The organism is Rhizobium sp. BK176 (assembly GCF_024808055.1).
This window is the reverse complement of sequence record NZ_JANUBV010000002.1, coordinates 20,102-46,665: the sequence shown is the minus strand read 5'-3', so window position 1 is coordinate 46,665 and position 26,564 is coordinate 20,102. Positions and strand designations below refer to the sequence as shown.

Annotated in this window: 25 protein-coding genes; 12 read left to right on the top strand and 13 right to left on the bottom strand. The window is 59.3% G+C overall.

Translation table 11 applies throughout. The annotated features are described in order from the left end of the window. The first annotated feature begins 171 nt into the window (after positions 1 to 171). The 3 genes from FHT76_RS09490 to FHT76_RS09480 are packed head-to-tail and all read left to right on the top strand — an operon-like array spanning position 172 to position 3,379. Positions 172 to 615 carry a MarR family winged helix-turn-helix transcriptional regulator gene (locus tag FHT76_RS09490; protein ID WP_016553428.1) on the top strand — a complete coding sequence of 148 codons (444 nt, stop codon included), beginning with the start codon at positions 172 to 174 and terminating at the stop codon, positions 613 to 615. Between the two features lie 10 nt (positions 616 to 625). Next, positions 626 to 2,299 carry an MFS transporter gene (locus tag FHT76_RS09485; RefSeq protein ID WP_183859410.1) on the top strand — a complete coding sequence of 558 codons (1,674 nt, stop codon included), beginning with the start codon at positions 626 to 628 and terminating at the stop codon, positions 2,297 to 2,299. Between the two features lie 15 nt (positions 2,300 to 2,314). Further along, complete coding sequence (locus FHT76_RS09480; protein ID WP_183859408.1) at positions 2,315 to 3,379, top strand: HlyD family secretion protein; 1,065 nt, start codon at positions 2,315 to 2,317, stop codon at positions 3,377 to 3,379. A 59-nt stretch (positions 3,380 to 3,438) separates the two neighbouring features. On the opposite strand, the gene rplI is transcribed toward FHT76_RS09480, so the two are convergent. The 6 genes from rplI to FHT76_RS09450 all read right to left on the bottom strand — a co-directional run bounded on the left by rplI (position 3,439) and on the right by FHT76_RS09450 (position 9,134). Further along, positions 3,439 to 4,014, bottom strand: a complete 576-nt coding sequence (gene rplI / locus FHT76_RS09475; protein ID WP_016553431.1) for a 50S ribosomal protein L9 — start codon at positions 4,012 to 4,014, stop codon at positions 3,439 to 3,441. A gap of 21 nt (positions 4,015 to 4,035) precedes the next feature. Further along, positions 4,036 to 5,019: a DUF2232 domain-containing protein gene (locus tag FHT76_RS09470; RefSeq protein WP_259129222.1), complete on the bottom strand. Its 984-nt coding sequence runs from the start codon at positions 5,017 to 5,019 to the stop codon at positions 4,036 to 4,038. Positions 5,020 to 5,175: 156 nt separating this feature from the next. Beyond that, the gene (rpsR, locus tag FHT76_RS09465; RefSeq protein ID WP_007531286.1) at positions 5,176 to 5,424 is read right to left on the bottom strand and encodes a 30S ribosomal protein S18; all 249 of its coding nucleotides are present in this window, start codon (positions 5,422 to 5,424) and stop codon (positions 5,176 to 5,178) included. 12 nt (positions 5,425 to 5,436) lie between these two features. Continuing rightward, positions 5,437 to 5,895 carry a 30S ribosomal protein S6 gene (rpsF, locus tag FHT76_RS09460; RefSeq protein ID WP_183751568.1) on the bottom strand — a complete coding sequence of 153 codons (459 nt, stop codon included), beginning with the start codon at positions 5,893 to 5,895 and terminating at the stop codon, positions 5,437 to 5,439. 251 nt (positions 5,896 to 6,146) lie between these two features. Continuing rightward, positions 6,147 to 7,922: an adenylate/guanylate cyclase domain-containing protein gene (locus FHT76_RS09455; RefSeq protein WP_183751566.1), complete on the bottom strand. Its 1,776-nt coding sequence runs from the start codon at positions 7,920 to 7,922 to the stop codon at positions 6,147 to 6,149. 168 nt (positions 7,923 to 8,090) lie between these two features. Continuing rightward, the gene (locus tag FHT76_RS09450; protein WP_183859404.1) at positions 8,091 to 9,134 is read right to left on the bottom strand and encodes an aldo/keto reductase; all 1,044 of its coding nucleotides are present in this window, start codon (positions 9,132 to 9,134) and stop codon (positions 8,091 to 8,093) included. A gap of 206 nt (positions 9,135 to 9,340) precedes the next feature. Here FHT76_RS09450 and fabD point away from each other — a divergent pair, with 206 nt between their 5' ends. The 7 genes from fabD (at position 9,341) to gmk (ending at position 15,859) form a co-directional block, all read left to right on the top strand. Further along, positions 9,341 to 10,285 (top strand): ACP S-malonyltransferase, encoded by a 945-nt coding sequence (fabD, locus tag FHT76_RS09445; protein ID WP_183859402.1) that lies wholly within the window; start codon positions 9,341 to 9,343, stop codon positions 10,283 to 10,285. A gap of 29 nt (positions 10,286 to 10,314) precedes the next feature. After that, positions 10,315 to 11,052, top strand: coding sequence for a 3-oxoacyl-[acyl-carrier-protein] reductase (gene fabG, locus FHT76_RS09440; RefSeq protein ID WP_183751558.1), 738 nt, complete (start codon positions 10,315 to 10,317; stop codon positions 11,050 to 11,052). A gap of 290 nt (positions 11,053 to 11,342) precedes the next feature. Further along, the gene (locus FHT76_RS09435) at positions 11,343 to 11,579 is read left to right on the top strand and encodes an acyl carrier protein (RefSeq protein WP_003547058.1); all 237 of its coding nucleotides are present in this window, start codon (positions 11,343 to 11,345) and stop codon (positions 11,577 to 11,579) included. A gap of 93 nt (positions 11,580 to 11,672) precedes the next feature. Beyond that, positions 11,673 to 12,935 carry a beta-ketoacyl-ACP synthase II gene (gene fabF, locus FHT76_RS09430; RefSeq protein WP_183751556.1) on the top strand — a complete coding sequence of 421 codons (1,263 nt, stop codon included), beginning with the start codon at positions 11,673 to 11,675 and terminating at the stop codon, positions 12,933 to 12,935. Positions 12,936 to 13,046: 111 nt separating this feature from the next. Continuing rightward, the gene (gene mltG, locus FHT76_RS09425; RefSeq protein WP_210296582.1) at positions 13,047 to 14,288 is read left to right on the top strand and encodes an endolytic transglycosylase MltG; all 1,242 of its coding nucleotides are present in this window, start codon (positions 13,047 to 13,049) and stop codon (positions 14,286 to 14,288) included. 14 nt (positions 14,289 to 14,302) lie between these two features. After that, a complete protein-coding gene (locus FHT76_RS09420) occupies positions 14,303 to 15,190 on the top strand; it encodes a YicC/YloC family endoribonuclease (protein WP_183859400.1) in 888 nt (295 codons plus the stop codon). 3 nt (positions 15,191 to 15,193) lie between these two features. After that, a complete protein-coding gene (gmk, locus tag FHT76_RS09415) occupies positions 15,194 to 15,859 on the top strand; it encodes a guanylate kinase (protein ID WP_259185571.1) in 666 nt (221 codons plus the stop codon). Positions 15,860 to 15,960: 101 nt separating this feature from the next. Here the strand turns inward: gmk and rsmA are convergent, their stop codons facing one another. The 7 genes from rsmA to FHT76_RS09380 all read right to left on the bottom strand — a co-directional run bounded on the left by rsmA (position 15,961) and on the right by FHT76_RS09380 (position 24,405). Continuing rightward, positions 15,961 to 16,788, bottom strand: a complete 828-nt coding sequence (gene rsmA / locus FHT76_RS09410; protein ID WP_183859398.1) for a 16S rRNA (adenine(1518)-N(6)/adenine(1519)-N(6))-dimethyltransferase RsmA — start codon at positions 16,786 to 16,788, stop codon at positions 15,961 to 15,963. After that, positions 16,788 to 17,813, bottom strand: a complete 1,026-nt coding sequence (pdxA, locus tag FHT76_RS09405) for a 4-hydroxythreonine-4-phosphate dehydrogenase PdxA (RefSeq protein WP_183859396.1) — start codon at positions 17,811 to 17,813, stop codon at positions 16,788 to 16,790. Before pdxA ends, rsmA begins: the two co-directional genes overlap by 1 nt. A gap of 5 nt (positions 17,814 to 17,818) precedes the next feature. Beyond that, positions 17,819 to 18,769, bottom strand: coding sequence for a peptidylprolyl isomerase (locus FHT76_RS09400; RefSeq protein ID WP_259129323.1), 951 nt, complete (start codon positions 18,767 to 18,769; stop codon positions 17,819 to 17,821). A gap of 185 nt (positions 18,770 to 18,954) precedes the next feature. After that, positions 18,955 to 21,312 (bottom strand): LPS-assembly protein LptD, encoded by a 2,358-nt coding sequence (locus FHT76_RS09395; RefSeq protein ID WP_183859392.1) that lies wholly within the window; start codon positions 21,310 to 21,312, stop codon positions 18,955 to 18,957. Then, on the bottom strand, positions 21,312 to 22,400 hold the full coding sequence (lptG, locus tag FHT76_RS09390) for an LPS export ABC transporter permease LptG (RefSeq protein WP_016553446.1): 1,089 nt from the start codon (positions 22,398 to 22,400) through the stop codon (positions 21,312 to 21,314). Before lptG ends, FHT76_RS09395 begins: the two co-directional genes overlap by 1 nt. After that, the gene (gene lptF, locus FHT76_RS09385; RefSeq protein WP_183859390.1) at positions 22,397 to 23,566 is read right to left on the bottom strand and encodes an LPS export ABC transporter permease LptF; all 1,170 of its coding nucleotides are present in this window, start codon (positions 23,564 to 23,566) and stop codon (positions 22,397 to 22,399) included. Before lptF ends, lptG begins: the two co-directional genes overlap by 4 nt. A gap of 101 nt (positions 23,567 to 23,667) precedes the next feature. Beyond that, entirely contained in the window at positions 23,668 to 24,405 is a 738-nt protein-coding gene (locus tag FHT76_RS09380; protein ID WP_183860710.1) for a phosphatase PAP2 family protein, read from the bottom strand. A gap of 219 nt (positions 24,406 to 24,624) precedes the next feature. Between FHT76_RS09380 and FHT76_RS09375 the strand changes: the two genes are divergently transcribed. After that, positions 24,625 to 26,118 (top strand): leucyl aminopeptidase, encoded by a 1,494-nt coding sequence (locus tag FHT76_RS09375; RefSeq protein ID WP_259129333.1) that lies wholly within the window; start codon positions 24,625 to 24,627, stop codon positions 26,116 to 26,118. Next, positions 26,115 to 26,564: a DNA polymerase III subunit chi gene (locus tag FHT76_RS09370; protein ID WP_183751541.1), complete on the top strand. Its 450-nt coding sequence runs from the start codon at positions 26,115 to 26,117 to the stop codon at positions 26,562 to 26,564. The genes FHT76_RS09375 and FHT76_RS09370 overlap by 4 nt, the downstream gene beginning before the upstream one ends.

Below are 26,564 nucleotides of genomic sequence, written 5' to 3'. Positions count from 1 at the left end.
CCTGCAGAGCACGGCCAGAAACGACTCACTTCCATGATGCCTTACATGATAGTGTAAGCCTGTCGGAGGAGACTTGCACCCAAGCATAGGCAGTCGGCTCTTGAAAAAGATCGGGAAATACGATAGTTAGTAAAGATATAATTAGTGCACTAACAAAATAGGGCTGAAAATATGGGGAATCCCGTTCTCGGGCGTGAGCTAATCGAAGATCTTGCAGCATTCAACCGCAAGCTCAGGGCTGTCTTCGACAAGATAGTGCGGGAACGCAATATGACGTTGCCGCGCGCCCGCGTCTTCTTCACGCTCAACAAGAAGGACGGCATCAACCAGCGTGAACTCGCCGAACGGTTGGAGCTCGAGACGCCGACGCTCGTCAGGATACTCGACGCCATGGAAGGCCAAGGGTTCGTCCAACGCCGTGTAGCCGGCTCCGATCGTCGCGCCAAGGAAATCTATATCACCGAGACTGGCAGGGTCGTGGCAGGCGAAATCGATGACATCGCCGTGAGAGTGCGTGCGCAGGTCATCGCCGGTATTCCCGAAGACGATCTGAAAACTACCTTGGAAGTGATACGGGCCATGCAAGCCAACCTGCAGGGTGTCCGCGGAATTTGAGGTCCTGCCGATGAGCCTCGCCCAAAGCGCCAATGACAATATGGCGCCCAGGTCCGCCGAAGAGACGGGAGCGCAAAAGCCGCCCCCGTCGCCTCCGGCTGCTGGAGCGGTGGCGATGCCCGCCTGGAAGGCTCCGCTTTATATGGTGGCGTCGGTCCTGCTCTTTCTGACGCAGGGCCTCGGCATGAATTTGCTCAACGTCAACATCTACCAGCTGCAAGGATCGTTTTCCGCAACAACAACCGAGGTCTCCTGGCTTTCGGCAGCCTATATGGCGCCTTACGCCAGCATGTCGATCGCGCTCTTCAAGATCCGCACGCAATACGGCCTTCGCCGTTTCGCCGAACTTGGCATCATCTGCTTCGTCGTTGCAGCGGTCCTGAATCTTCTCATTACCGACCTGCATTCCGCGATCGTCGTGCGCACCTTAAGCGGGATGGCTGCCGCACCGCTTTCGACGCTCGGCTTTCTCTACATGCTCGAACCCTTTCCGCAGGAGAAGAAGCTGTCGCTCGGGATTAGCCTGGCGCTGATGTGCACGCTGTTTGCATCCCCCGTCGCGCGCATCGTCTCGCCTTCGCTGCTTCAGTTCGGCGGTTACCAGGTGCTCTATACGTTCGAGATGGGGATGGCGCTTATCGTCTTTCCGATCATCTACCTGCTGCCGCTCACGGCGCCGCCTCGGGGTAACGTCATCCAGCCGCACGACATATTGAGCTATCTCCTGCTCGCGGTCGGCTTCGGTTGCCTCGCCGTCGTACTGACGCTCGGCCGCTTCTATTGGTGGTTCGAGGCACCGTGGATCGGCGTGCTGCTGGCGATCTCGGTGGGCTCCATCGCGCTCGTGCTCGCCATGGAGCTGCCTCGCGCCAGTCCGCTGATCGATTTCCGCTGGCTGTTCTCAGGCGCCAACATGCGGATGGCGGGGGTGCTGCTTCTCTTCCGTTTCGTTTCCTCCGAGCAATCCTCCTCCGCTGCCAGTTTCTATCAGCAGCTCGGGCTTCTGAACGATCAGACGGTGACGCTTTACACGATTATCCTTCTCGCCTCTTTGGTTGGCGGGCTCTTCTGTGCCTTTCTGATGACCACACGTTACGTCGAGACCGCCCATGTACTGGCTCTCCTTCTTATCGCCGCCGGCGCCTTTCTGGACAGCCGGTCGACGAGCCTGACAAGACCACCGGAGATGTATCTGAGCCAGGCGATGGTCGCGGCCGGCGCGGCAATGTTCCTACCGCCGGTGATGGCGAGTGGGTTCAAGGCCGCGATGTCGCGCGGCATGCCCTTTATCGTCAACTTCCTGGTAATCTTCGTGTTCACGCAGAGTATTGGCTCCCTGTTCGCGTCGGCGATGCTCGGAACCTTTGTGACCATCCGGGAGAAGTTCCATTCGAACGTGCTCGTCGAGCACATCCTGCTGCAGGAACCGATTGTGGCCCAGCGCGTCTCACAGCTCAGCGCCGCCTACGGCAAGGTGCTTGGCGACAAGATGCTGCTCAATGCCGAAGGCCTGGCGCTGCTCGCCCAGCAGGTTAGCCGCGAGGCATACATTCTCGCTTACAATGACGCTTTCCTCGTCATCGGCTACGCGTCGCTCGTTGGTCTGATCCTCATTCTTCTCCATCAGGCGTGGCGGCGGCTGCCCTGGGCAGCGCGCGCCGACGCAATTCCCGCTCAATCGTGATCTCAGGATCCCATCATGCTGAAATCCCTCCGGTCCCCTTCGACCATCATCGCAGTGCTTGCCGGCATCGCCGGCGTTCTCCTCGTTCTTTACGCCTGGCGTTTGCCACCTTTCGTGACGTCTATCGAGACGACGGATAACGCCTATGTGCGCGGCTACGTCACGATCATGAGCCCACAGGTGAGCGGTTATGTCGTCGAAGTGCCGGTGAAGGATTATCAGCAGGTTAAACAGGGAGACACGCTGGCGCAGATCGATGACCGCATCTACGTCCAGAAACTTGCCCAGGCGCGCGCCGCGCTCGACGGGCAGAAAGCGTCGCTGGAGAATTCTCGCCAGTCTGAGCTTGCGGCAAAAGCAAGCATCGCCTCCAGTCAGGCCCAGATCGACAGCGCAAACGCGTCGCTGACCCGCGCGCAGCAGGCCTGGGATCGCATAAACAATCTCAGCAACCGTGGCATCGCATCGCAGAGCGAGACGGAGGCAGCACAGGCGACGCTGGACCAGGCCAAGGCCGCGGTGAACCAGGCCGAGGCCGCTCTTGAGGTTTCCAAGCAGAACCTTGCGACGATCATCGTCAATCGCTCGCTGCTTGAGGCCAATGTGGCGAGCGCCGAAGCGGTTGTGCGTCTTGCGGAAATCGATCTGCAGAACACCAAGATCGTTGCGCCGCGCGACGGCCATCTCGGCGAAGTTGGCGTGCGCGTCGGGCAGTACGTGACGGCGGGAACGCAGCTCATGGCCGTGGTGCCGGAGGATGTCTGGGTCGTCGCGAATTTCAAGGAGACACAGGTCTACGGGATGCAGGTCGGGCAACCCGTTACCATCACGGTGGATGCACTCGGCAAGCAGCGGCTGAAGGGATACATCGAGCGCTTCTCGCCGGCGGCCGGATCCGAATTCGCGGTCATCAAGGCCGACAATGCGACAGGCAATTTCGTGAAGATTGCGCAGCGAGTCGGCGTTCGCATTGGCTTCGATCCCGATCAGCCGGCGATCAAGGACTTGGGGCCTGGGCTTTCGGTCGTCGTCGATGTCGACAAGAGCGCTGCTCCCCAACAGAACACGGCAGCCAAATAAGCAGAAAGCCCGGCGTGAGCCGGGCTTTCGTCCATTTCCGGAGATTGTATCTCGGAAAATTAAGCTTCGTCGCCTTCGAGGTCGGCTTCCGGATCGAAGAAGTCTTCCGGACGAAGAGCGTCTTCGTCAACGCCGTAGATCGCGTCAACCGAGTTAAGAGTTTCGCCCTTGGCCTGACGCTCAGCTTCGTCAGCCGAACGGGCGACGTTGAGCTCGATGTGGATTTCGACTTCAGCGTGGAGCTGCAGTTCAACCTTGTGCAGGCCGATCGACTTGATCGGCGTGTTCAGGTGAACCTGGTTGCGACCGATGTTGAAGCCTTCGGCAGCGAGGATCTCAACGACGTCGCGAGCAGCGACAGAGCCGTACATCTGGCCGGTTTCGCCAGCCGAGCGAACGACGATGAAGGACTTGCCGTCGAGAACGTCAGCGACCTTCTGTGCTTCCGACTTGCGCTCGAGGTTGCGAGCTTCGAGTGTTGCGCGCTCGGATTCGAAACGCTTCTTGTTGGCTTCGTTGGCGCGGAGAGCCTTGCCGAGCGGCAGCAGGTAGTTACGAGCGAAGCCGTCGCGAACCTTTACGGTTTCGCCCATCTGGCCGAGCTTGGAGATGCGTTCAAGAAGAATGACTTCCATGTTCGTGTTCCTTTCGTGTCTCTAGATTTTTGTATCTGTCTGTTTGGGGGCATCAGCATCCTTGTTCGGGGTCAGCGCGATCGCCTTGCGGGTATCGCTCAAGCCCAACACGAGGATGAAAAAGGCTGGCACCATCACGATCAGCGATGCCAGGTAGCAGAGGATCAGCGCCGGCAGGCGCCAATCCTTGCCGCGCGTGCGGAAGTGCAGCGCGGCGAATCCGGAAAGCAGGAAGCCGGCGCCGAAGGTGCCGACGACAGTTGCTCCGATCATCGCCGCCATGCCGCCGAAGAAGGTGGCGGCAAGGCCGACGAGAAAGACGAAGATCGAATTGCGGTTCATTCGCAGCGCCGAGGGGATATCCTCGCGCGGGCGCAGACCACGGCCGGATGCGCTGACGATCCGGGTTGCGATGTAATAGGCGGCAAACAGCATGACCACCCACATGCCGCCCTGAATAGCGGGCAGCATGAGCAGTACCAGCGCCTTGGTTTGCGCGGTCACGGCCGGATCGGGCGAGAACTCGGGCTGCTGCTGTGCAAGCGAGCCGAACAGCACGTCGACCAGCCGGTCGATCAGTTCAGGACCGTAACCGATCATCACGCCGACGACGATGACGGCGATCGTGACCAGGCCGCAGAGATGCAGCAGGATATCCGAAAGCGGATACCAGGCCATCAGATGCTCAGGGCCGCCAAGTTCGGACGCGGGACGGGCGAGATTTGCAAGGTGGCTGAGCCAGCCAGCCGGCAGCAGCGTGACCAGCGTCATCATCAGCGCGAAGGACGGCGAGATGGCGATCGCACCGACGACAGCGGCGGTGACGACGGCGGAGATCGCCGCCATGTTGCCCCAGCCGAGGCCGACGAGAAGAATGGGAAGGGCAGAGGCCGCATAGAGAACCGCACTGAAAGACGGCTGGAGGCTTGCGCCGAGCACTAGAAGTGCGGCGGTCAATCCGGCGAGTGCGCCGATGCCTAGCGTTTTTGTGTTCAGTTGCTTCACGGTCGCTGTCCTGCTTCATCAAGCAGTTAGAGGGCGTTTCCTGAATCGATTTCAGAAAGGCCTCAACATGGGTTTTAAGAGTTCCGATCCGCGCCCATCGCGAAAGGGAGAAGGGAAGGCATTGCTGCCTTCCCTCGATTTGGTCTCGTCAGCTGATTAAGCGACGACGTACGGCAGCAGGCCGAGGAAACGGGCGCGCTTGATCGCCTGGGCGAGTTCGCGCTGCTTCTTCTGCGAAACAGCCGTGATACGGGAAGGAACGATCTTGCCGCGCTCGGAAATGTAGCGCTGCAGGAGACGAACGTCCTTGTAGTCGATGCGCGGAGCGTTTGCGCCGGAGAACGGGCAAGTCTTGCGACGACGGTGGAACGGGCGACGAACCGGTGCGGAGGAAGATTCAGACATTCTCAGTTCTCCTTATGCACGGTCTTCGCGCGGAGCGCGATCGGGACGCGGGCCACGCTGGAAGTCGCCGTCACGACGCGGTGGACGATCGCCGAATTCGCGGCGCGGGCCACGGTCGCCGCCTTCACGCGGGCCGCGGTCGTCGCGGTCGCGCTTCTGCATCATGGCAGACGGGCCGTCTTCGTGCTTTTCAACAGCGATCGTCATGTAGCGCAGGACGTCTTCGCTGATGCGCATCTGACGTTCCATTTCCTGCACGGCAGCAGCCGGCGCGTCGATGTCGACGAGAACGTAGTGAGCCTTGCGGTTCTTCTTGATGCGGTAGGTGAGGGACTTGAGGCCCCAGTTTTCTACGCGCCCGACCTTGCCGCCGTTAGCTTCGAGGACACCCTTGTACTGTTCTACGAGGGCATCAACCTGCTGAGCGGAAATATCCTGTCGGGCAAGGAATACATGTTCATAAAGAGCCATGACAGCTTTGCCTTTCTTGCGTTTATTCAACCCGATATTCGGCGGCTAAGCCTCAACGACTGCTCCTGATTGGGCGAACCCAGGCAAGAAAAGCGTTCCGAGACGGTCGAGAGCGGAGACACGGGAGGCTGGAACGCTTCCGTTCCGAACGATTTCCCGTGGGAAACCGGCCCTCCGTTCAGCCACCAGCCAGAAGACCGGGTTTGCGAACAGGGCGGCTTATACGGATTTTTGGCGGAAACGCAAGAGCGTCAGCAATGTTCTCGCTGCGAGTTCAGCGAAGGCAGTCCCGCTTTGCGCAGCCCGTCGACGAAATGGTCGTAGTGACTGGGGTCGACGTAGGGCGTCAGGATCTTCCAGTAATGCTCGAGATCGGCAGGAACATTCGCCAGGATCTCGGGTATCAGCCGTCGAGCTTCCTCTTGGCGGTTGAGCTGCCCCAAGCTTGCGAGAAGCACGACGCGGTTGAAATAGGCGCGCCTGAGCGACAACCCACGTTCGGAATAGTGAATCGCTTCCTCGTAGTTGCCGAGGTGATAGTGAGACAGGGCAAGGCGATCGAGGATGAGATAGGCAAGGGGATCATGCGGGCTGAGCCGCAAGGCCATGTGGAGAGGATCGTAAGCTTCCGCGAAATTGCCCGTGAAGATTCTGGCCCATCCAAGACCCATATGCGCCAGGGCGAAATTGGGGTTGAGGTCGATCGCCTGCTGCGCCTCTTCTACTGCGGCAGGCGCATTGTGGGCGACGAAATGGCCAAGACACATTGCGTAGTGTGAATAGGGGTCGCGCGGATCGAGTGCGACCGCGCGCTCCGCTTCTGTCCGAAGTTCCGTGCTGTCCTTGTCGACATCCTCGCTGAAACCGTGGAAGCAGCGTGCGTAGAGGGATCGAGCGAGCATCATGTGGCCACGCGCGAATTCGGGATCGAGCTCGATGGCTCGCCGATGCCAGGCTATGGATTCGATGAAATGCTCGGCGGTATCCTGGGCATTGTGCAGCCAAGTGCCGCGCATATGGCTCTCGTAGGCGTCGAGATTGTCCGTCGTTCTGAGCAATGCCCGGCGGCTCTCGCCGATCAGGATTTCCGGCTCGATGGCGCCGACGACATTTTGAGTGAGTTCGTCCTGAATGGCGAAAATGTCGGCGATTTCGCGGTCGTAGCGCTGCGCCCAGAGGTGAACGCCGGTCTCCGCTTCGATCAGCTGCCCGGTGACGCGAACCCGCGTTCCCGACCGGCGTACGCTACCCTCGACGAGATAGCGGACTCCGAGATCGCGGCCAATCTGCTTCACGTCGACCGCGCGCCCCTTGTAGGCGAAGGACGAATTCTGGGCGATGACGAAAAACCAGCGGTAAAGCGAGAGCGCCGTGATGATGTCTTCGGTGAGGCCATCCGCGAAAAACTCCTGCTCGGGATCGTCCGACATGTTGACGAAGGGCAATACGGCGATCGAGGGCTTGTCAGGCAGCCTGAGTGGCCCGCCGAGCGCTCCCGCTTCCACAGGGTCTTCGCGACTCCAATGTACCCGGTGGACCGGCACCGGGCGCGGGATGTTCTTGAGAGTGCGGTCTCCCATCGGAATGAGTGGGAAGTCGAGTTTTCCCTCGATCTGCTGCCGCAGCGCGCCGGAAATACAGATGCCGGAAGGCAGCGCCACCTCTTGAAGACGCGCCGCGACATTCACGCCGTCGCCGAGCAGATTGTCTCCCGAGACGACGACATCGCCGAGATTGAGCCCAAGGCGAAACTCCATGCGCCGGTCAGGCGGCAGGTCTGCATTGCGGCGATTAAGGGCGCGTTGGATGGCGACGGCCGCGCGTACGCCCTGCACCGCGCTGTGGAATTCCGCCACCACGCTGTCTCCGGCGCTGCCGAAAATCCGTCCGCCGTGCTCCTGCACGAGGTCGCCTATCGTGGCGTTGTAGATGCCGAGTGTCGCAAGCGCATCCTCCTCGTTGGTTGCAACAAGGCGACTGTAGCCGGCGACATCGCCGGCAAGTATGACTGCGAGCTTCCGTTCCACGGAATAAGCCCCCGCGCTCGGCACAGAGCCCTACAAAACTAGCCGAATTGCACAAGTCGGAGAAGCGGAAATTGCCGTATCGGCAAAGTTGTCGAAACTTGTCGTTGTGATGTTTGCGGGAGACGATCTGGCCTTCCTTGGCCAGATCGTGGCTGTTTGTACCGCAGCCTAGATCGGCATCGGGTACTGGCGATGAACCGTCTCGATTTCAGCCAAGACGTCGTGCGACAGTTTGAGATTGACAGAGCTCAGGTCAGTATCGAGCTGGTTCATCGTCGTCGCGCCGATGATCACCGATGCCATGAAGCGGCGGTGTAGGCAGAAGGCGAGCGCCATCGCAGCCGGATCGAGCCCGTGACGTGTGGCGATGTCGAGATAGGCCTTCGTTGGTGCTTCCTGCAGAGGCTGCAGACGGCCGCCAAGATCGCCGTTGATCGAACCGCGCGAGCCTTCCGGCTTCGCGCCGTCGATATACTTGCCGCTGAGGATACCGCCGGCTAGCGGGGAGTAGGCGAGCAGACCGACATCCTCGTGATGAGACAGCTCCGCCAGATCCAGATCGTAATGACGATACAACAGATTATATTCGTTCTGGATTGTGGCAACGCGCGGCAGACCGAGCTGCTCGGCAAGCGTCAGGTACTTCTGGGTGCCCCACGTCGTTTCGTTGGAGAGGCCGAAGGCGCGAACCTTGCCCTCTTTCACAAGGGCGCCCATTGTTTCCAATGTCTCGGTGATATTGGCGATGGCCTTGGCGTGGTCCTGCTTGAAGGGGTCGTAGTGCCAAGCCTGACGGAAATGGAAATGCCCGCGGCTCGGCCAGTGAATCTGGTAGAGGTCGACATAGTCGGTCCTCAGGCGCTTCAGGCTTGCCTCGATCGCGAGGCGAATGTTTTTCGCGTCGGCACCGTCGCCGTTGCGGATATAGGAACGGCCGGGTCCGGCGACCTTCGTGGCGAGCACGATATCCTTGCGCTTGCCCGTCTTCTGGAACCAAGTGCCGATATAGTCTTCAGTCAGGCCCTGGGTCTCCGCGGAAACCGGCGTTGTCGGATAGAGCTCGGCCGTATCGAAGAAGTTGACGCCCTTCTCGACGGAATAGTCCATCTGCTCGTGTGCCTCGATCTCCGTGTTTTGGGTGCCCCATGTCATGGTGCCGAGGCAGATTTCGGACACGGAAATATCGGTGCGGCCAAGTTTCCTGTATTTCATCTGAAAGCCTTGAAAGTGATCTGGAAAAGAAATGGTCTGGAAGGGCGGCGCAAATCTAGACCGGAATTGCGCAAGCGCAAGGGGGATCGCGAAGGTTTCTCGCGCCCGCAAAAGCCTTGGAACGCGGGCCTCCGGCACTTGACTCTGCAGGAAAGAATGTCAATTGGAGGCGAAATAACCAGAGGTCCATTTACGAAGGACGTAGGATGACCATCGCTTTCACATTTCCGGGTCAGGGCAGCCAGACTGTCGGCATGGGCAAAGAACTCGCCGAAACCTTCGCTGAGGCACGCGCCGTCTTCCAAGAAGTCGACGAAGCGCTGGGCGAAAAGTTGTCGGAGACGATGTTCAACGGACCGGAAGACACGCTGACGCTGACGGCGAATGCGCAGCCGGCCCTGATGGCGGTCTCGATGGCGGTTGTCCGTGTCCTCGAAGCCAAGGGCGTCGACCTGAAGGCGAAGGTCTCCTATGTCGCCGGCCATTCGCTCGGCGAATACTCCGCGCTTTGCGCCGCAGGCACTTTCTCGCTTGCCGACACCGCACGCCTGCTTCGCATCCGCGGCAATGCCATGCAGGCCGCCGTTCCGGTTGGCGTTGGCGCCATGGCTGCCATCATCGGCCTTGAGCATGCTGACGTCGTAGCGGTCTGCGAGGAAGCCTCTGCCGTCGGCTCCTGCCAGATCGCCAACGATAATGGCGGCGGCCAGATCGTCATTTCGGGTGAGAAGGCGGCTGTCGAAAAGGGTGCCACGATCGCAACTGAGAAGGGCGCCAAGCGCGCGATCCTGCTCCCGGTCTCCGCTCCCTTCCATTCATCGCTGATGGCGCCTGCCGCCGAAGCGATGCGCGAAGCTCTGGCCGGCGTGAAGAAGTCCAGCCCGGTCGTGCCTCTTGTCGCAAACGTGCGAGCTGCGCCGGTGACCGACGCCGACGAGATTGCCAAGCTGTTGGTGGAGCAGGTGACGGGCCAGGTCCGCTGGCGCGAGACGGTCGAATGGTTTGCGGCCAATGGCGCAACAACACTTTATGAGCTCGGGTCCGGCAAGGTTTTGACCGGCCTTGCGCGCCGCATCGACAAGACGGTGAATGGCATCGCGGTCAACACGCCCGCCGATATCGACGCGGCGGTTGCCGCCCTGATGGCCTGATTGATTTAACGAATACAAGGAACACTTCCATGCTCGATCTTTCCGGCCGCAAGGCTCTGGTCACCGGCGCGTCCGGCGGTATCGGCGAAGAAATCGCCCGCATCCTCCACAAGCAGGGCGCGATTGTCGGCCTGCACGGCACCCGCGTCGAGAAGCTCGAGGCGCTGGCCAACGATCTCGGCGATCGCGTCAAGATCTTCCCGGCGAACCTTGCTGACCGCGATGAGGTCAAGGCGCTCGGCGTCAAGGCCGAAGCCGATCTCGAGGGCGTCGACATCCTCGTCAACAATGCCGGCATCACCAAGGACGGCCTGTTCGTCCGCATGAGCGACGAAGACTGGGATAACGTCATTGAGGTGAACCTCACCGCAATGTTCCGTCTCACGCGCGAGCTGACCCACCCGATGATGCGCCGCCGTTATGGCCGCATCATCAACATCACGTCGGTCGTCGGCGTCACCGGCAATCCCGGCCAGGCGAACTACTGCGCGTCCAAGGCGGGCATGATCGGCTTCACGAAGTCGCTTGCTCAGGAGATTGCAACCCGCAACGTCACGGTCAACTGCGTGGCACCGGGCTTCATCGAATCCGCCATGACCGGCAAGCTGAATGACAAGCAGAAGGAAGCGATCATGGGAGCGATCCCGATGAAGCGCATGGGCACGGGCGCTGAAGTCGCCTCCGCGGTCGCCTATCTCGCTTCGTCGGAAGCCTCTTATATGACAGGCCAGACGCTGCACGTAAACGGCGGCATGGCCATGATCTGAAACGGTAAACTGCCTTTCGAGGCGGTTTTCGCCGCAATAGCGTGTTGACCAACCCGGTGGGGTTGATTTTCTGGCTTTGCGGCAGACTTAAACCGTGTTAAGCGGGCCATGACTGTGAACAGTCTCCCGAGAAAGCAGACGGACCGGCGGGCTTTTGTGCAAGCCTGGGACATTTCTGGTAGCCGGGTTCAAAGAGTTTGCCGAGGGTAGCTTCAAGGGGCGCCGCAGGCTGAAACAGGGTAGGGATGTCACAAGGCATTCTGATCAGACATAAGGTCGAGGAAACCGACATGAGCGATATCGCAGAACGCGTAAAGAAAATTGTTATTGATCATCTTGGCGTGGATGCCGACAAGGTTGTCGAAAGCGCCAGCTTTATCGACGATCTGGGCGCTGACTCGCTCGATACTGTCGAACTGGTCATGGCGTTCGAAGAAGAATTCGGCGTTGAGATTCCGGACGATGCAGCTGACTCGATCCTGACGGTCGGCGATGCCGTGAAGTTTATCGAAAAGGCCCAGGCTTAATCCTGAGCATTTGAGAAAGGGCGGACCCGGAGTCCGCCCTTTTTATTTCTGGCATGGTTCTCCAAGAACAAAAAAGGCGGGGGAATGCAGTCGATGAGACGGGTCGTAATAACAGGTACCGGCATGGTATCGCCTTTGGGATGCGGAACGGAAGTGACGTGGTCCCGCTTGCTTGCGGGTCAGAACGGCGCCCGTCTGGTCACTGAGTTCGAAGTCGACGACCTTCCTGCGAAGATTGCTTGCCGCATTCCGGTTGGCGACGGTAGCGACGGCACTTTCAACGCCGACGACTGGATGGAGCCTAAGGAACAACGCAAGGTCGATCCCTTCATCATCTACGGCATGGCAGCGGCCGACATGGCGCTGAACGATGCGAACTGGCACCCCGAGAGCGATGAGGACCAGGTTGCGACCGGTGTCCTGATCGGCTCCGGCATCGGCGGCATCGAAGGGATTGTCGAAGCTGGCTATACGCTGCGCGACAAGGGCCCGCGCCGAATTTCGCCGTTCTTCATTCCCGGTCGCCTGATCAATCTCGTATCCGGCCAGGTATCGATCCGTCACAAGTTGCGCGGTCCGAACCACTCGGTGGTCACCGCATGTTCGACCGGCGCTCACGCGATCGGCGATGCCGCCCGTCTCATCGCGTTCGGCGATGCCGACGTGATGGTCGCCGGTGGCACGGAATCCCCGGTCAGCCGCATCTCACTGGCTGGTTTTGCCGCCTGCAAGGCGCTCTCGACGCAGCATAACGACGATCCGACCAAGGCGTCGCGTCCCTACGACAAGGATCGCGACGGCTTCGTCATGGGCGAGGGTGCCGGCATTGTCGTTCTCGAAGAATTGGAACACGCCAAGGCGCGCGGCGCCAAGATCTATGCCGAGGTGGTCGGTTACGGTCTCTCGGGTGATGCCTATCACATCACGGCCCCGTCCGAGAACGGCGAAGGTGCGCAACGCTGCATGACGATGGCGTTGAAGCGTGCCGGGTTGACGCCTGCCGATATCGACTACATCAACGCCCATGGCACATCGACGATGGCCGACACGATCGAGCTCGGTGCGGTCGAGCGGCTGGTTAGCAATGCAGCCTCCAAAATCTCGATGTCGTCGACGAAGTCTGCAACAGGTCACCTGCTCGGTGCCGCTGGCGCAATCGAGGCGATCTTCGCAACGCTTGCAATCCGAGACAATATTGCGCCTCCAACGCTCAACCTCGACAATCCGGAGCGCGAGACCGCGATCGACCTCGTCCCGCATACGGCGCGGCAGCGGGAAATCAACGTCGCCCTGTCGAATTCTTTCGGATTCGGCGGCACGAATGCCTCGTTGGTGCTTCGCCGCTACGTCGCCTGATCTCAGGTGTTGACGTCCTGGCAGTGGGGCTGCACCTTGCGCGGCGTGGCCCCACCTGCATTTTGCCGCATTGCTTAGCAAGAAGCGGGACTTGAGGCCAAGTTTAGAGGATTGCCGGTGAACGATACGAACCAGAACAACGGGACGATCGGCGAAGAGAGCCAGCAGACCCAGAGTGGGCCGATTATTCCCAAGTCGCCAAGCGAGGCGCTTCGGCCGGAACGCGTGCCCGAGCCGCCGAAGCGCTCGAAGAAAGCGCGCAGCCAGGTTATCATTTTCCTGAATTTCCTGATGACGCTTGTCGTTCTCGGTTGTGCAGCCGCCGTCTTCCTTTTCTACTACGCGATCTCGACGTACCAGAACCCTGGGCCGCTGGAGACGAACACAAATTTCATTGTGCGAAACGGCGCTGGCGTGGCCGAGATTGCCGCAAGTCTTGAGCGCAACAACATCGTGTCGGACGCCCGTATCTTCCGTTACCTCACTGCAACGCATCTGGATGATGGCGAGAGCCTCAAGGCGGGTGAATACGAGATCAAGGCACATGCTTCCATGAACGACATCATGGAATTGCTGAAATCCGGTAAGTCGATTCTGTACTCTGTCGCGTTCCCTGAGGGCCTTACCGTCCGCCAGATGTTCAATCGTCTGAACGAGGACGCCGTGTTGGAAGGCGACCTGCCGGCCGTGGTCCCTGCAGAGGGAAGCCTGCGTCCCGATACCTACAAGTTCTCCCGTGGAACGAAGCGGGCAGAGATCATCGAGCAGATGGCGGCGGCCCAGCAGAAGCTTGTCGATCAGGTTTGGGACAAGCGCGATCCGTCGCTGCAGCTCAAGTCAAAGGATGAACTGGTCGTCCTTGCTTCGATCGTCGAAAAGGAAACCGGTGTTCCCGACGAGCGCGCCCATGTTGCCTCCGTCTTCCTCAACAGGCTGGGCAAGGGGATGCGGCTGCAGTCCGATCCGACGATCATCTACGGGCTCTTTGGCGGCGATGGAAAGCCGGCGGATCGTCCGATCTATCAATCGGACCTCAAGAAGGAAACGCCCTACAACACCTATGTGATCAAGGGCCTTCCGCCGACGCCAATCGCCAATCCGGGCCGAGACGCGTTGGAGGCTGTCGCCAATCCGTGGAAGACGCAGGATCTCTACTTCGTTGCTGATGGTTCCGGCGGTCATGTTTTCGCGGCCACCCTTGAAGACCATAACGCCAACGTCAAGCGCTGGCGCCAACTGGAAGCTGCGAAGGGAGCAGACCCCAATATTGCGGTCGACGGACAGCCGGAGAGCCAGACGCAGCCGGAAACGCCTGCTGCGCCTGCTGCCCAAAAGAAAAAGAAGACCAACTGATTTTGGAGGCTCGCATGGCTTTGCAGTCCATGACCGGTTTTGCGCGGCGTGAGGGCACCAGCGGCCGCTGGCGTTGGGCCTGGGAACTGCGTTCGGTTAACGGCAAGGGTCTGGATCTGCGATTGCGCCTTCCACCCGGGCTGGAGCGCATGGAGAATGATGTCCGTCGTCTTGCCGCTGAGCACTTCAGCCGGGGCAACATGCAGGCGTCGCTGTCGGTGTCTGCCGGCGAAAGTCGCGTCGAGACGGTGCTGAACCAGGAAGCACTTTCGGCTGTGTTATCCTTGCGCGACCAGCTTGGTGGCATAATCGATCCCACGCCACTGCAGTTGGATACACTGCTGGGCATCAGAGGTATTGTCGAGTTTCGCGAGACCGAAGATGGCGACGAGGCCATCGCAGCCCGCGACAAAGACGTCGTCGAAGGGTTGCTTGCCGCTCTTGCCGAGTTGCGGCACATGCGTGAACTGGAAGGCGCCGCGTTGTCGCGCGTGCTTCTGGATCACGTTTCGACGATGGAAGCACTGACGCTGACGATCGAGCGTGACCCCTCCCGTTCTCCCAAGGAGATTGCCGAGCGGCTGGCGGCTCAGGTGTCTCTGCTCCTGGAGGCGTCGGCAAAGCTCGATCGCGAGAGGCTGCACGCCGAAGCGGCGCTGCTCGCCACGAGAGCCGATCTTCGTGAAGAGATCGATCGTCTGAAGGCACATGTGGTCGCTGCCCGAGACCTCCTCGGCAAAGGCGGCCCGGTCGGGCGTAAGCTCGATTTCCTTGCACAGGAATTTAACCGAGAATCGAATACCATCTGCTCCAAGTCGAATGCCGCGGCTGTCACGGCCGCCGGCATCGAGCTGAAAGTCGTCATCGACCAGTTCCGCGAGCAGGTCCAGAATCTGGAGTGAATTATGAACCCGGCCCAGTCGAGCACACCAACGAAGATCGCCCGGCGCGGGCTGATGCTTGTTCTGTCTTCGCCGTCCGGGGCAGGCAAGTCGACGATTGCCGGCAACCTCCTCCGGGACGACCATAGTCTCGAAATCTCTATCAGCGTTACGACGAGAGCCAAGCGACCGAGCGAAATCGCCGGTAAGCACTACCACTTTATCACTGTGCCCCAGTTCGAGAGGATGCGCGACGCGGGCGATCTGCTCGAGTGGGCGGAGGTGCACGGCAATTTCTACGGCACGCCGCGGGAGCCGGTGGAAGCCGCTATGGCTGAAGGCCGCGACATGCTCTTCGATATCGACTGGCAGGGCGCTTTGCAGCTTCAGGACAAGATGAAGGCCGATATCGTCTCGATCTTCGTGCTGCCTCCGACAATGACCGAACTGCAGTCGCGCCTGCATCGTCGCGCTGAAGATTCGGAAGAGGTTATTCGCACGCGCCTTCTAAATTCTCGCGCAGAGATCGAACGCTGGCGGGAATATGACTATGTCATCGTCAACGACGATCTTGACGAGGCGTTTCGCAACGTCAGCTGCATCGTCAATACCGAACGCGTCCGCCGAGACCGGCGCCACGGTTTGTTCGATTTCGTCAACGGGCTGCTGACCGAAGAGCCGAAGCTCTAAGCCAGCAGGTCGATCCAGTGATGTTATGGGCTCAACGCGAGCCCGGTGTCGGCCGTTCCAATACCTTGCAGGCCTGGCCTACCGCTCCAAGCGGAGGCAGCTTAGAGACAATTCGCCAGTCGAACAAACTCGACGACCGAAAGCGTTTCGGCGCGTCGCTGCGGGTCGATGTCAGCGTTGTTCAACAAGGCCTCGCCTCCGAGAGGCTTCAGGCTTTGCCGCAGCATTTTGCGGCGCTGGCCGAAGGCAGCGTGCGTGATCCTCTCCAAGGCGGTGACAGAGCAAGGGATCGGGCTCTCGTTCGGCGTCAGGTGGACGACCGTCGACGTGACCTTTGGGGGAGGCGTGAAGGCCTGCGGTGGGACGTCAAACGCCATACGCGCATTCGTACGCCATCCGCAGAGTACACCCAGCCGTCCATAGTGGTCGCCGTCTTCCGTTGCCACGATGCGCTCGCCGACCTCCTTCTGGAACATCAGCGTCAGCGATTCCCAGAAGGGGGGCCATTGCTTCGGCAAGATCCAATTGACCAGCAACTGCGTCCCGACGTTATAGGGCAGGTTAGCAATGATCTTCACCGGGCCTTCAGGAGCCAAGGTCTCGAAATCAGTCTTCAAGGCGTCGCCTTCGATGACCTCGAGCCGTCCCGGATAGTGGTCCGCAATCTCGGCAAGAGCAGGCAGACAACGAGAATCGCGTTCGACGGCGATCACCTTCTTCGCGCCAAGTGCCAGTATGGCGCGCGTCAGGCCACCCGGACCGGGGCCAACTTCAAAGACGGTAACGCCTTCGAGCGAGCCAGCCGTTCGCGCGACCTTCTGGGTCAGATTTAGGTCGAGCAAGAAGTTCTGGCCGAGCGCCTTACGTGCATCGAGGCCATGACGTTGAATGACGTCGCGAAGGGGCGGAAGCCCATCCAAGGCAGCCATTAACGGCGCCCTTCTGCGGTGCGCCCAAGGTGGCCGGCCAGCTTCAGGGCCGCGACAAGGCTGCCTTCGCGAGCAAGCCCCTTACCGGCAATGCCGAACGCGGTCCCGTGATCGGGCGAGGTGCGCACAAAGGGCAATCCAAGCGTCACGTTAACGGAATCGTCGAAACCAAGCGCCTTTGCGGGTATCAGGGCCTGGTCGTGATACATGCAGATTGCGACGTCGTACCGCGCCCGAGCTTCGTCGTGGAACATGGTATCGGCGGGCAGGGGGCCGATCGCATTGATGCCTTCAGACCGCAGAAATTGGATGGCGGGCCTGATCACAGCCTCATCTTCCTTGCCGATCGTGCCGTCTTCACCAGCATGCGGATTGAGTCCGGCAATCGCGAGCCGGGGCTGCTCAATGCCGAAACGGTGTCGGAGATCGGCGTCAGCGATCCGGCAGGTCTCGATGATGAGTTCTGCCGTCAGAGACTGAGGCACGTCCTTGAGGGGGATGTGGATTGTCACAGGAATGGCGCGGAGCTTCGGACCGGCGAGCATCATCACCGGCATCACCGCCTGTCCCGTTGCTCGTGCGGAGAGATCCGCCAGAAATTCGGTGTGTCCGGGGAACGGGAAGCCGGACTCGTAGAGCACCGACTTCGCAATCGGATTGGTGACGACGCCAAGCGCCTCGCCCGATATCGTCAGCGCGACGGCAGTCTCGATCGCAGAAATCGTGGCCTTCGCTGTTGCGACGTGGGGCTTGCCTGCCGCGACCTCGACGCCTGCAGCTACGGGCAGCACGGGGAGGGCATCGGCAAAAATGGCATCGGCATTGGCACAATCGGTCTCGCGAATGGCAACCGTCACGCCAAGCAGCTTGGCGCGCAAGGCCAACACATCGGGATCGCCGATAAACACGAATGGAGGGAGCCCAAGCTCCCTGCGTCGCATCCAGGCCAATAATGTGATGTCTGGCCCGACACCGGCCGGGTCACCCTGGCTCAGCGCAAGGGGGCGCGAGAATGAGATCGACATCGTGCTCAGGGACGCATGATCTGCGCTTTTTTGCGCAGCTCGTCCATGTATTTCTTGGCGTTGGGGTTGTCCGGAGGGGCGTTCTTATCTGCCTTCGCCTTGTCGAGATCCTCCTGACGGAACACCATTTCCGCAGCCTGGTCGTCCGACACCTGGCGCTGGCTGCAGATTGCGATGTATTCGACGCCCCTGTCGGTCACGCGCGTCGCCGTCGTGTTGCCCTTGGCCTGTTCCACAAGCGGCTTCCATTCAGCCGGAAGTTCAGGGGCAAGAACGCGACCGAGGTCGCGGACCGATACGTCCCGCATCGTTGCTGCGAAGACCTTTGCCTGATCGCAACCTGGATATTTCGACCGGGATGCTTCGGCTTCGCTCTTGCGCTTGCCGACGATGCCTTTCTTGCTGGCGGGGACGACGAAGATCATCTGTTGCAGAATATACTCGGTGGTTTCCGGCTTCTGCTTATTCTCCATCATGCGGGCAACAAGGTCGGAGTTCGACATACGGTTGCTTGAGCCGTAACGGGCATTGACGAGACGCGGCCAGCTCATCTGTACCGCAATGAAGGCCTTAAAGTGGTCGACACCAACGCCGGCGCGATCGAGAATCTGCGTCATCTGATCAGTCGTCAGCTTATTGCCGGTGGCGAACCGCACGAACGATGCATTGACGTCATCTGTTGAAACCGACATGCGCACGCGCGAGATTTCCTGCTGCTTCAGCGTTTGCTCGATCAGCTGCTCTTCAGCCGCCTTGGCATCCGCCTTCTGATGCTGGAGCCGAAGGAAGGCCTGGCGCTTGGCGACATCACCGCTGGTAATTGCGGTGCCGTTGACAACCACACGGACTTCGCTTGCAGCAAAGGCAGAACCCGTCTGAGGCGTGGCAAAAGCCGCCAGGATCGCGAAAGCCGCGCCGGCAATCATCGTTGTTACGGTTTTTCTTGCGCCAATCATATCGACCCTTCCCATTGACGCCGCGCGTTCACGTTGCGGCGCACATACCTTCCCAAGACCAAACGGGTGGTGCCGCTCTAAACTGAAAATTCAGCATATGCCCTAGATCTCAACTGGCGACAATGTCCTGCATAGTCTTACGGCGAAAGAAAGGCCCTTTCTTTCGCCGTAAGCAGAACTGCCCATCAATTCTGGTAGATGCTCGTGCTGGTATCTACGGGACCGCCAAGGTTGATGTCGCCGAGCGTCCGGAAGGTCAACCTGGCACCGATGCTCCAGTCACTAGCGGTTTCCGCAGTGGTGTCACGCTTCTCGCTATAGGCGATCGTAAAGATCGTGCATTCGTCCTCGTAGGTCAGACCGAATGTCTTCCTAACGAGGCTATTGTCCTGAAGATCCCACGCGATGCCGCCAAATACCGACCAATAGTCCTTGAATTTAACAGAACCCTTCGCCTGGATTTCATCGTTGTCTTCGGCAAAGCCATACTCCGGCTGCGCCGAAACGTGCGTATAGATCAACTGGCTTTGGAAATCGTCGTTCTGGAAACCTGCTGTCAGGTCGCCGCGGCGGAAAGCCAGGCTCTTCTCGTCAAGCCGATAGGAGGCGGCGAGTGCGAGGCCCTGCGGCGTCTCGATGCCGCCAAGCCCGACGAAGTCGGAGACGTCGCTTTCCAGACCGGATTCTGCACCGACATTCACCAGGTCGGCAGTGTCGAAGGAGTTTTGACCGCCGAGTTGATAGGACTGGCCGAAAATCCCGTGAAGTTTGTAGCCGTTGTCAAACGTGCCGGTGTACTGGAAACCGACATTGGCGCGCGTGCCGCCTTCAATGCGGTCGTAACCAGAGAACTTGTCGCGCTCGAAAAGATTGGTCGCATCGAAAACGAAGCTCTGTGCGTCTTCGTTTGGAAGAGCACCGGCAAGCCGTTCGTCAGGTCGAGCATAGATCTGAACGATGGGTTCGAAGAGGTGCGTGCTGTTTGCTGTCGTCCCGAGGATCGGGTAGCGCATCTCCAGCCCGGCGGTAAACATCGAACGCGTCGCAGCGTTGCTGTCATCGTAGTTGCCATCATAGACAAACGTGCCAGAGGTCGGCGGTGCTGTCATGTTCAACGCCAAGGCGTCACCGCGCGCAGCGAGCAATGGGGTGATAAGGAAGCCTTCGGGCGTCACAAAAGTCCGCTTCCATTCGAGTTCCCCCGTCAGGCGCGACGTCTGCCCGTCGAGACCACGGAATCGGTCGAAGCCGGCGACACTGTAGAAGTCGTCGTGGGAACGCGACAGGTTCGTGAAGTTGACATCGGCGGAGAGTTCACCCCCGGCTAGCGGCTGCGGCGCTACGAAGTGATAGTCCATCACCGGATAGACGATCGCCTGCTGCTTCTCGGCGACATCGTTCGGATCGGCGTTCTGCACATCGAAATAGAACGACCGCAGATCGAAATAATTCCGCTTGCCGAGGCCCGTCAGGTAAACCTGGTTTGTCTTCGTCGAGTAATCCAGACCTTTAAGACTATAGGTACGGGCAAAGTTATTGTCGCTCTGCACCATAACGTCCCAACCGAACGCCCAGCGCGGGTTGATTTGGAAATCCCCCTTAGATGCAACTACGCCTCGGAAGTCTTTTTCGGCGTCACTGGTGCCCGGCGTGAAGGTCCCCGGGCTCGCCTGATCTATCCCGGCCATCCGCAAAATATGCGTGCCGTTTTCGTACCGCTGGCGATATTCCGCGTCCAGCAGGAAACCTTGGGTAGTGTAGCCCGTGCCAGTCACCGTAACATCGCTGCTCGGCGAGATGACATAATAATAGGGAACAGAAACGCCAAAGCCGAGATTTTGGGCCGTTACGTAGCTCGGGAAAAGGAAGCCGGATTTCCGCTTCACTGTATTGTCCGGAACTTCGATCCACGGAACGTAGGCCAGCGGTTGTCCGAGGAGCTCAAAGCGCGCCTTTTCGAGGCGAATCGTATGCTTGACGCCGTCCTGGATGACTCGTTCGGCCTTGACCTGCCAGAACGGAGGTTTTTCCGGTCTCTCGGCGCACGGCAAACAGGCTGTATAAACGCCCTTGTTCAGGATCATTTGCGTGCCGCCAACGCGCTCGCCGGTTTCGGCTACCAGGCGCGTATTGTCGGCGGTCTCAATTCTGAGCGCGTTTACGAAGCCGTTTCCGAAGTCGTCGGTGACGTCAAGTTTGTCGGCATACATTCGATTGCCGTCAGGGCCAACAAGTTCAACGTTTCCAAGCGCCATCAGGCGTCTGGTCTGCTGATTGTACTCGACGCGCTGCGACACCATCTTGTAGCCGGCGTAATTTATTTGCACGCCGCCAATGGCCGAAACGATCTGTGAGTCCTTGTTATAGACCAGCTCGTTTGCAGACAGAATCAGCTTCTGGTCGTCCGAAACGTTCGGCTTCATACCTTGCAGGGCATCCTGTGCGAAGGCAGCAGGAAAGCCGTTGGAATAGGTAGACAGAGCTGCGCCTACGAGCAGGGCAACCAACTGTTTACTAAAAGTCTTGCGGTCGCCTGCCGCCACTAGCCATCCTCCTGATGAAGCAGAATTGTTGCACCCAAAGCCAGGGCAACGGTGACCGGAATCCACGTCGCCACGAAAGGCGGGACAACCCCACTGCTTCCGAATGCTTTTACAAGCACGGTGACCACATAAAGCACGAAGCCTGAAAGGATTCCACCCAGAATCACTGACCTCGATTGGTTGAACCGGCTAAATTTTAGGGACACTGTTGCAGCAATGAGAGTCATGGCCACGAGCAACAGCGGTTGGGACAACAACGAATGAAATTGGGTCTCGAGTGCCTTGCTCGGAATCCCGAAGGATTTCGCAGCGTCAATTCGCCTCGAAAGGTCAAAAAATCCAACAGTTTCAGGGGCTGTGAGCCTCTGCTGGACAAAATCTTGTTTCAGATTGGTGCGGACTCGCACCTCATCCTTGCGCACGGCGACTTCGCCCGGGCGACGCTCCACAACATTCTTTAGAAGCCAGTAACCATCTTCCAATTTTGCCGAAGCGGCGTCCTGTCTCAGGATGATGTGATCGGACGAATCGAAATGCACGAATACTGCATCCATTAGCAGCGTGCCGTTCTCGAGAATCGTGTGCGCGCCTATGACGGCATCGTCGCCACCGCTGATCTGGCGAATCCACGGAACTTGCGGGGCGGTGTTCGAAGCCGAGCCTTCTCCGCGCCAGTTGCTTTCGACGATGGCGGCCTGGCGTTGCCCCCACGCAGCCAGCGGATTGAGAACGGTCATAACCAGAACGCCGAGCAAAAAGGCGCCAGCAAGGAAAGGCGACATGAACTGCCAAACCGAGACGCCAGCGGCGCGCGTCACGACCAGTTCGTATTTTCTATTGAGGGCAATCAGAACCGTCATGCCGACGAAGAGGGCAATGAAGGGAACAGTCTGCTGCAAAATGAGCGGCAGGCGCACGGCGGTCATCACCAGGCCACCGGTCACGGTATAGCCGGGAAGACCCGAGAGGCGACCCGCCGTCTCGCTGAAATCGACGAGGTAGACGATGCCGATCACGCCAAGGAAGAACCACATTGTCGTCAGCAGGTAGCGGCGGAAAAAGTAGCGACCGAGCGTTCCGAAGATCATGCGCTGCCTCCCGCTGACGGATCGGCTGAACGCTTGAACAGCTTCTGCCAGAGCGCGGCGATCCGGTCGCTGACCGTAGACACAATCGATAGACGTTTGTGAAGCGACAGAGACGCGATCGCGAGCACGCTGGCGATCACAGGAATCGAATAGAGCACACCGATATACTCAGGATCCGTGTCGATCTGATTGGCGGCATAAAACGAGGCCCAGCGAATTGCGAATGCGAACACGAGTGCAGACACCATCGGATGCAGCCGGGCTTCACGGTGGGAACGCGCATCGCCGGCAATCGCGAGCGAAATCAGTGCAAAGACCATCGGCAGAACCCAATCCGTCAGGCGCCGATGCAATTCGGCTCGGTAACTGCCTGGTTTGGCGATGTAGTCCTTATCGTTCGGATCTGGATTGAACAGGAACGGCAGCTCGCGGTCGGAGGCGCGAAGCGTCGCCTGGCCACGGTTCTGTGTGAGGTCGGAAAGGTCGAAGGAGTAGGAATCGAAACGAATGACGGAGACTTCACCAGTCTGCGTTTTGCGGTGAACCTCGCCGTCATGCATGATGAGCGACGTACCCTTCTCGTCAACGGCGCCCTCGCGTGCATAGTAGATGAGCTCGAAAGCAGGATCGCGTTCATCGACGACGAACAGCCCCTTGAGCACACGTCCGGCCAATCGCTCCGATATCTGCACGTAAAGACCCGTATCGATGCGGCGGAAGTTCTTTTCTTCGATCACCGTGGAAAGCAGATCTGCGTAGGCGGCGGCCACCATCTGGCGAACGCCGGTCTTGGCCTTCGGCTCGACAACGTTGTCTACGAAAAAAGAAAAGGCGCTGATGATCGCTGCAAGAATCAGAATCGGTCGCAGGATGATTCCGCGCTTGGCGCCTGCCGCATCGATAACGGTCAGTTCCGAATCATTGTTCATGGTCGTCAGTGTCTGCGTGACGCCGATGACAATTGCGAAGGGTAGCACGATCGGAATAATCGAAGGGAGGATCAGTGTCGCCAGCTTGGCAAACGATCCCATCGACTGGCCGCTATCAGTCACCAGATTGACGCGCTGCAGGACCTGAGTCGTCCAAATGATCGCGAGCACCGGCAACAGGGCAACGAGAAACATCTGGCCAACGCGCCGGAGTATATATGTTTCAAGCAGTTTCATTCATGCCCTTGAACGCCATTTGCGAACCGATGCCGCTGCGCAGCGAAATCCATCTACGCTCTTTGGTTCGCTTTTGCGACAAGGCAGCGTCGAAAATTCATTCAAATTTCAGATTTTTTTTTGCCCTGTGGCGAATCGGTGAGTGCAAGAAAACCTGCAAATATAACGACGGACGACAGCCATCCGAGGACTACGTCCGAGAGATAATGCGCGCCGAAAGCAACGCGCATCGCAGGCGCCAGGAAAGAGATGGCGGCGAGCGGCAGGGCAAGCGCGGTACGCGCCGGCTGCGGGAGCAGGAAAATGAGACAGAAGACCCAACCCGCGCCAGCGGCTTCGCCTGAGATGAACGAGCAGTTCGCCATGCACTTTCCAGCCATCGAACCCGCCTGTACGAAGTCGAGGTGGCCGCCGAAGTCCACTGTCTGGTAGGGCCGTGGCCGTCCCCAGTATGCCTTGAGGACGAAGTTTACCAAAATCACTGGACCGATGATCAGGGAGGCGAGCGCCACCTTGAAGGCACGGGCGCGTACGGCATTGAAGGTGGCTCCATAGTGCCAATAACACGCCGCAAGCTTCCAAAGCATGATCAAAGCGATGGCATACGGGAGCCGGAGGAAGAGAGTTCGCAGGAGCGCGAGATAGGTCTCTTGCCGGTAGGGGAAATGGCCACAGAATTTCCCGATGGCAGCGTTGGCGCAGCTTTCCTGAACAAAAAAGTGCGCAGCGGCGTAGATATCGATCTCGGGAAAGGCATTGAACAGGGCGAGGAGGCCCCACCAGAGACAGAAGAGGCCGGCAAATGTACGGGAGGGCGCGGCGCGATCCGATGCAGCGATACGCCAAGGGGGGCGTCCCCCAAATAGTCCAAATGCCGTAAGCAATCTTGCGTTTCCTGTAGACTCAATACGACGGGAGGAATATGCGGCGAAGATGACATCCGGTTAACGAGGTCAGGGTTGGTCAACAGCCATGTCGTCGGGCCAAGGCTTGTCTTCGAGGATGAAACTCGAAATGATCGGATGGAGCGGATTTAGGAAAATCCCACTGGAGAAGATATGTCAGCCAAGTTCGATGTTTCATTTGTGACAACCGCCGAGATCGCCGGGGGATATGCGGTGCTGCTGCAGGGAAGCGGTTCGGATCGTGCCGCAGGGGCCAAGATCGCAGATCCCGCCGGTGTGATCGCCAGGGCCGCAAAGATCGCAGCGTTTTCTGCCAAGCCGACGACCGTATTGGATCTCGTTGCACCGGAAGGTTCAGCAGCGGAGCGGCTCTTCGTCGTTGGCCTCGGCAAGCCGGAGGAACTCACTGCTCACGATTGGTTGAAGGCGGGTGGCGTCGCCGCCTCCAAGATCAAGAAGGCCGAAAAGGTGGTTATCTTCGTCGATGCGCCAGGCGTCGGCGTTGGCGCGAAAGAGGCTGCGGACTTTGCGCTTGGCATGCTTTTGCGCGCCTATAGTTTCGATACCTACAAGACGAAGAAGAAGGACGAGGACAGCAACGGCCGCAATGGGCAGGTCGCCGTGACCATTGTTACGGCAAATGCAGCGGATGCAGCAAAGGCATTCAAGGTTTCGGAAGCCGTTGCCGCCGGCGTCAACCTGGCTCGCGATCTGGTGAACGAGCCGCCGAACGTCCTGGGGCCGGTGGAGTTCGCCGCCAAGGCAAGCGAACTGGAAAAGCTCGGCGTCGAGGTCGAAATCCTCACCGAGAAGGAAATGCAGACGCTTGGCATGGGCGCGCTGTTGGGCGTTGCGCAGGGGTCGGTGAGGCCTCCGCGGTTGGCAATCATGCAGTGGAGGGGCGGCAAGAGTGGAGAGAGCCCAATTGCCTTCATCGGCAAGGGCGTGGTTTTCGACACCGGCGGCATCTCGATCAAGCCCGCGGCCGGCATGGAAGAAATGAAGGGCGATATGGGCGGTGCCGCAGCCGTCACCGGTCTGATGCACGTGCTCGCTGCCCGCAAGGCGGCCGTGAACGTGGTGGGAATCATCGGCCTGGTGGAGAACATGCCCGACGGAAACGCACAGCGTCCCGGTGATATCGTTACGTCCATGTCGGGCCAGACGATCGAGGTGATCAATACGGATGCGGAGGGCAGGCTCGTGCTCTGTGATGCCCTCTGGTATTGCAACGACCGATTCAAGCCGAAGTTCGTGATCAACCTGGCGACATTGACGGGCGCCATTCTTGTTGCACTCGGCAATGTCCATGCCGGTCTGTTCTCGAACGACGACGAGCTCTCGGCCCAACTGACAGCCGCTGGCCTGAAAACCAGCGAAAAGCTCTGGCGCATGCCGCTCGGCAAAGAATACGACAAGATGATCGACAGCAAGTTTGCCGACATGAAAAACACAGGCGGTCGACATGCGGGTTCGATCACCGCGGCCCATTTTCTCAAGCGGTTCGTGCAAGACACGCCCTGGGCGCATCTCGACATTGCGGGAACCGCCATGGGTTCGCCGCAGGATGAGATCAATCAGTCCTGGGGATCCGGCTACGGCGTGCGGCTACTCGACGAGCTGGTGCGCACCAACTACGAGTCATGACGGAAGTCCTGTTCTATCACCTTACGGAATCGAAGCTGGAAGATGCCCTCCCGCCGCTGCTCGAAAAAAGCGTCGAGCGCGGCTGGCGGGTCTCCATCCAGTTGAAGGATGCTGCGCGGCGCGATTTCCTCGATCAGCATCTCTGGACATTTCGCGAGGATAGTTTCTTGCCGCATGGCACGGATGAGGGGGACATGGCGGCAAATCAGCCAGTTCTCCTCACGATCTCCGAAGGAAACGCCAATGCTGCGACGGTGCGATTTATCGTCGATGGCGCAGAGCCGCCTGCTGTTGATTCTTACCAGCGGATTGTCTTCATGTTCGATGGTTATGACCAGGAGCAGCTTGAGGCTGCCCGCGCGCAGTGGAAGAAGCTGAAAGGCGAGGGGCACAGCCTGACATACTGGCAGCAGACGCCGGAGCGTCGATGGGAGAAGAAGGCTTGA

Excerpts from the sequence above, each read along its gene's own strand:
- FHT76_RS09370 (WP_183751541.1), top strand. The coding sequence starts at position 26,115 with ATGACGGAAGTCCTGTTCTATCACCTTACGGAATCGAAGCTGGAAGAT.
- fabG (WP_183751558.1), top strand. The coding sequence starts at position 10,315 with ATGCTCGATCTTTCCGGCCGCAAGGCTCTGGTCACCGGCGCGTCCGGC.
- FHT76_RS09375 (WP_259129333.1), top strand. The coding sequence starts at position 24,625 with ATGTCAGCCAAGTTCGATGTTTCATTTGTGACAACCGCCGAGATCGCC.
- rpsF (WP_183751568.1), bottom strand. The coding sequence starts at position 5,895 with ATGGCTCTTTATGAACATGTATTCCTTGCCCGACAGGATATTTCCGCT.
- FHT76_RS09435 (WP_003547058.1), top strand. The coding sequence starts at position 11,343 with ATGAGCGATATCGCAGAACGCGTAAAGAAAATTGTTATTGATCATCTT.
- FHT76_RS09480 (WP_183859408.1), top strand. The coding sequence starts at position 2,315 with ATGCTGAAATCCCTCCGGTCCCCTTCGACCATCATCGCAGTGCTTGCC.
- rsmA (WP_183859398.1), bottom strand. The coding sequence starts at position 16,788 with ATGGCTGCCTTGGATGGGCTTCCGCCCCTTCGCGACGTCATTCAACGT.
- FHT76_RS09400 (WP_259129323.1), bottom strand. The coding sequence starts at position 18,769 with ATGATTGGCGCAAGAAAAACCGTAACAACGATGATTGCCGGCGCGGCT.
- fabF (WP_183751556.1), top strand. The coding sequence starts at position 11,673 with ATGAGACGGGTCGTAATAACAGGTACCGGCATGGTATCGCCTTTGGGA.
- FHT76_RS09490 (WP_016553428.1), top strand. The coding sequence starts at position 172 with ATGGGGAATCCCGTTCTCGGGCGTGAGCTAATCGAAGATCTTGCAGCA.
- FHT76_RS09420 (WP_183859400.1), top strand. The coding sequence starts at position 14,303 with ATGGCTTTGCAGTCCATGACCGGTTTTGCGCGGCGTGAGGGCACCAGC.
- gmk (WP_259185571.1), top strand. The coding sequence starts at position 15,194 with ATGAACCCGGCCCAGTCGAGCACACCAACGAAGATCGCCCGGCGCGGG.
- rplI (WP_016553431.1), bottom strand. The coding sequence starts at position 4,014 with ATGGAAGTCATTCTTCTTGAACGCATCTCCAAGCTCGGCCAGATGGGC.
- FHT76_RS09450 (WP_183859404.1), bottom strand. The coding sequence starts at position 9,134 with ATGAAATACAGGAAACTTGGCCGCACCGATATTTCCGTGTCCGAAATC.
- rpsR (WP_007531286.1), bottom strand. The coding sequence starts at position 5,424 with ATGTCTGAATCTTCCTCCGCACCGGTTCGTCGCCCGTTCCACCGTCGT.
- fabD (WP_183859402.1), top strand. The coding sequence starts at position 9,341 with ATGACCATCGCTTTCACATTTCCGGGTCAGGGCAGCCAGACTGTCGGC.
- lptG (WP_016553446.1), bottom strand. The coding sequence starts at position 22,400 with ATGATCTTCGGAACGCTCGGTCGCTACTTTTTCCGCCGCTACCTGCTG.
- lptF (WP_183859390.1), bottom strand. The coding sequence starts at position 23,566 with ATGAAACTGCTTGAAACATATATACTCCGGCGCGTTGGCCAGATGTTT.
- pdxA (WP_183859396.1), bottom strand. The coding sequence starts at position 17,813 with ATGTCGATCTCATTCTCGCGCCCCCTTGCGCTGAGCCAGGGTGACCCG.
- FHT76_RS09485 (WP_183859410.1), top strand. The coding sequence starts at position 626 with ATGAGCCTCGCCCAAAGCGCCAATGACAATATGGCGCCCAGGTCCGCC.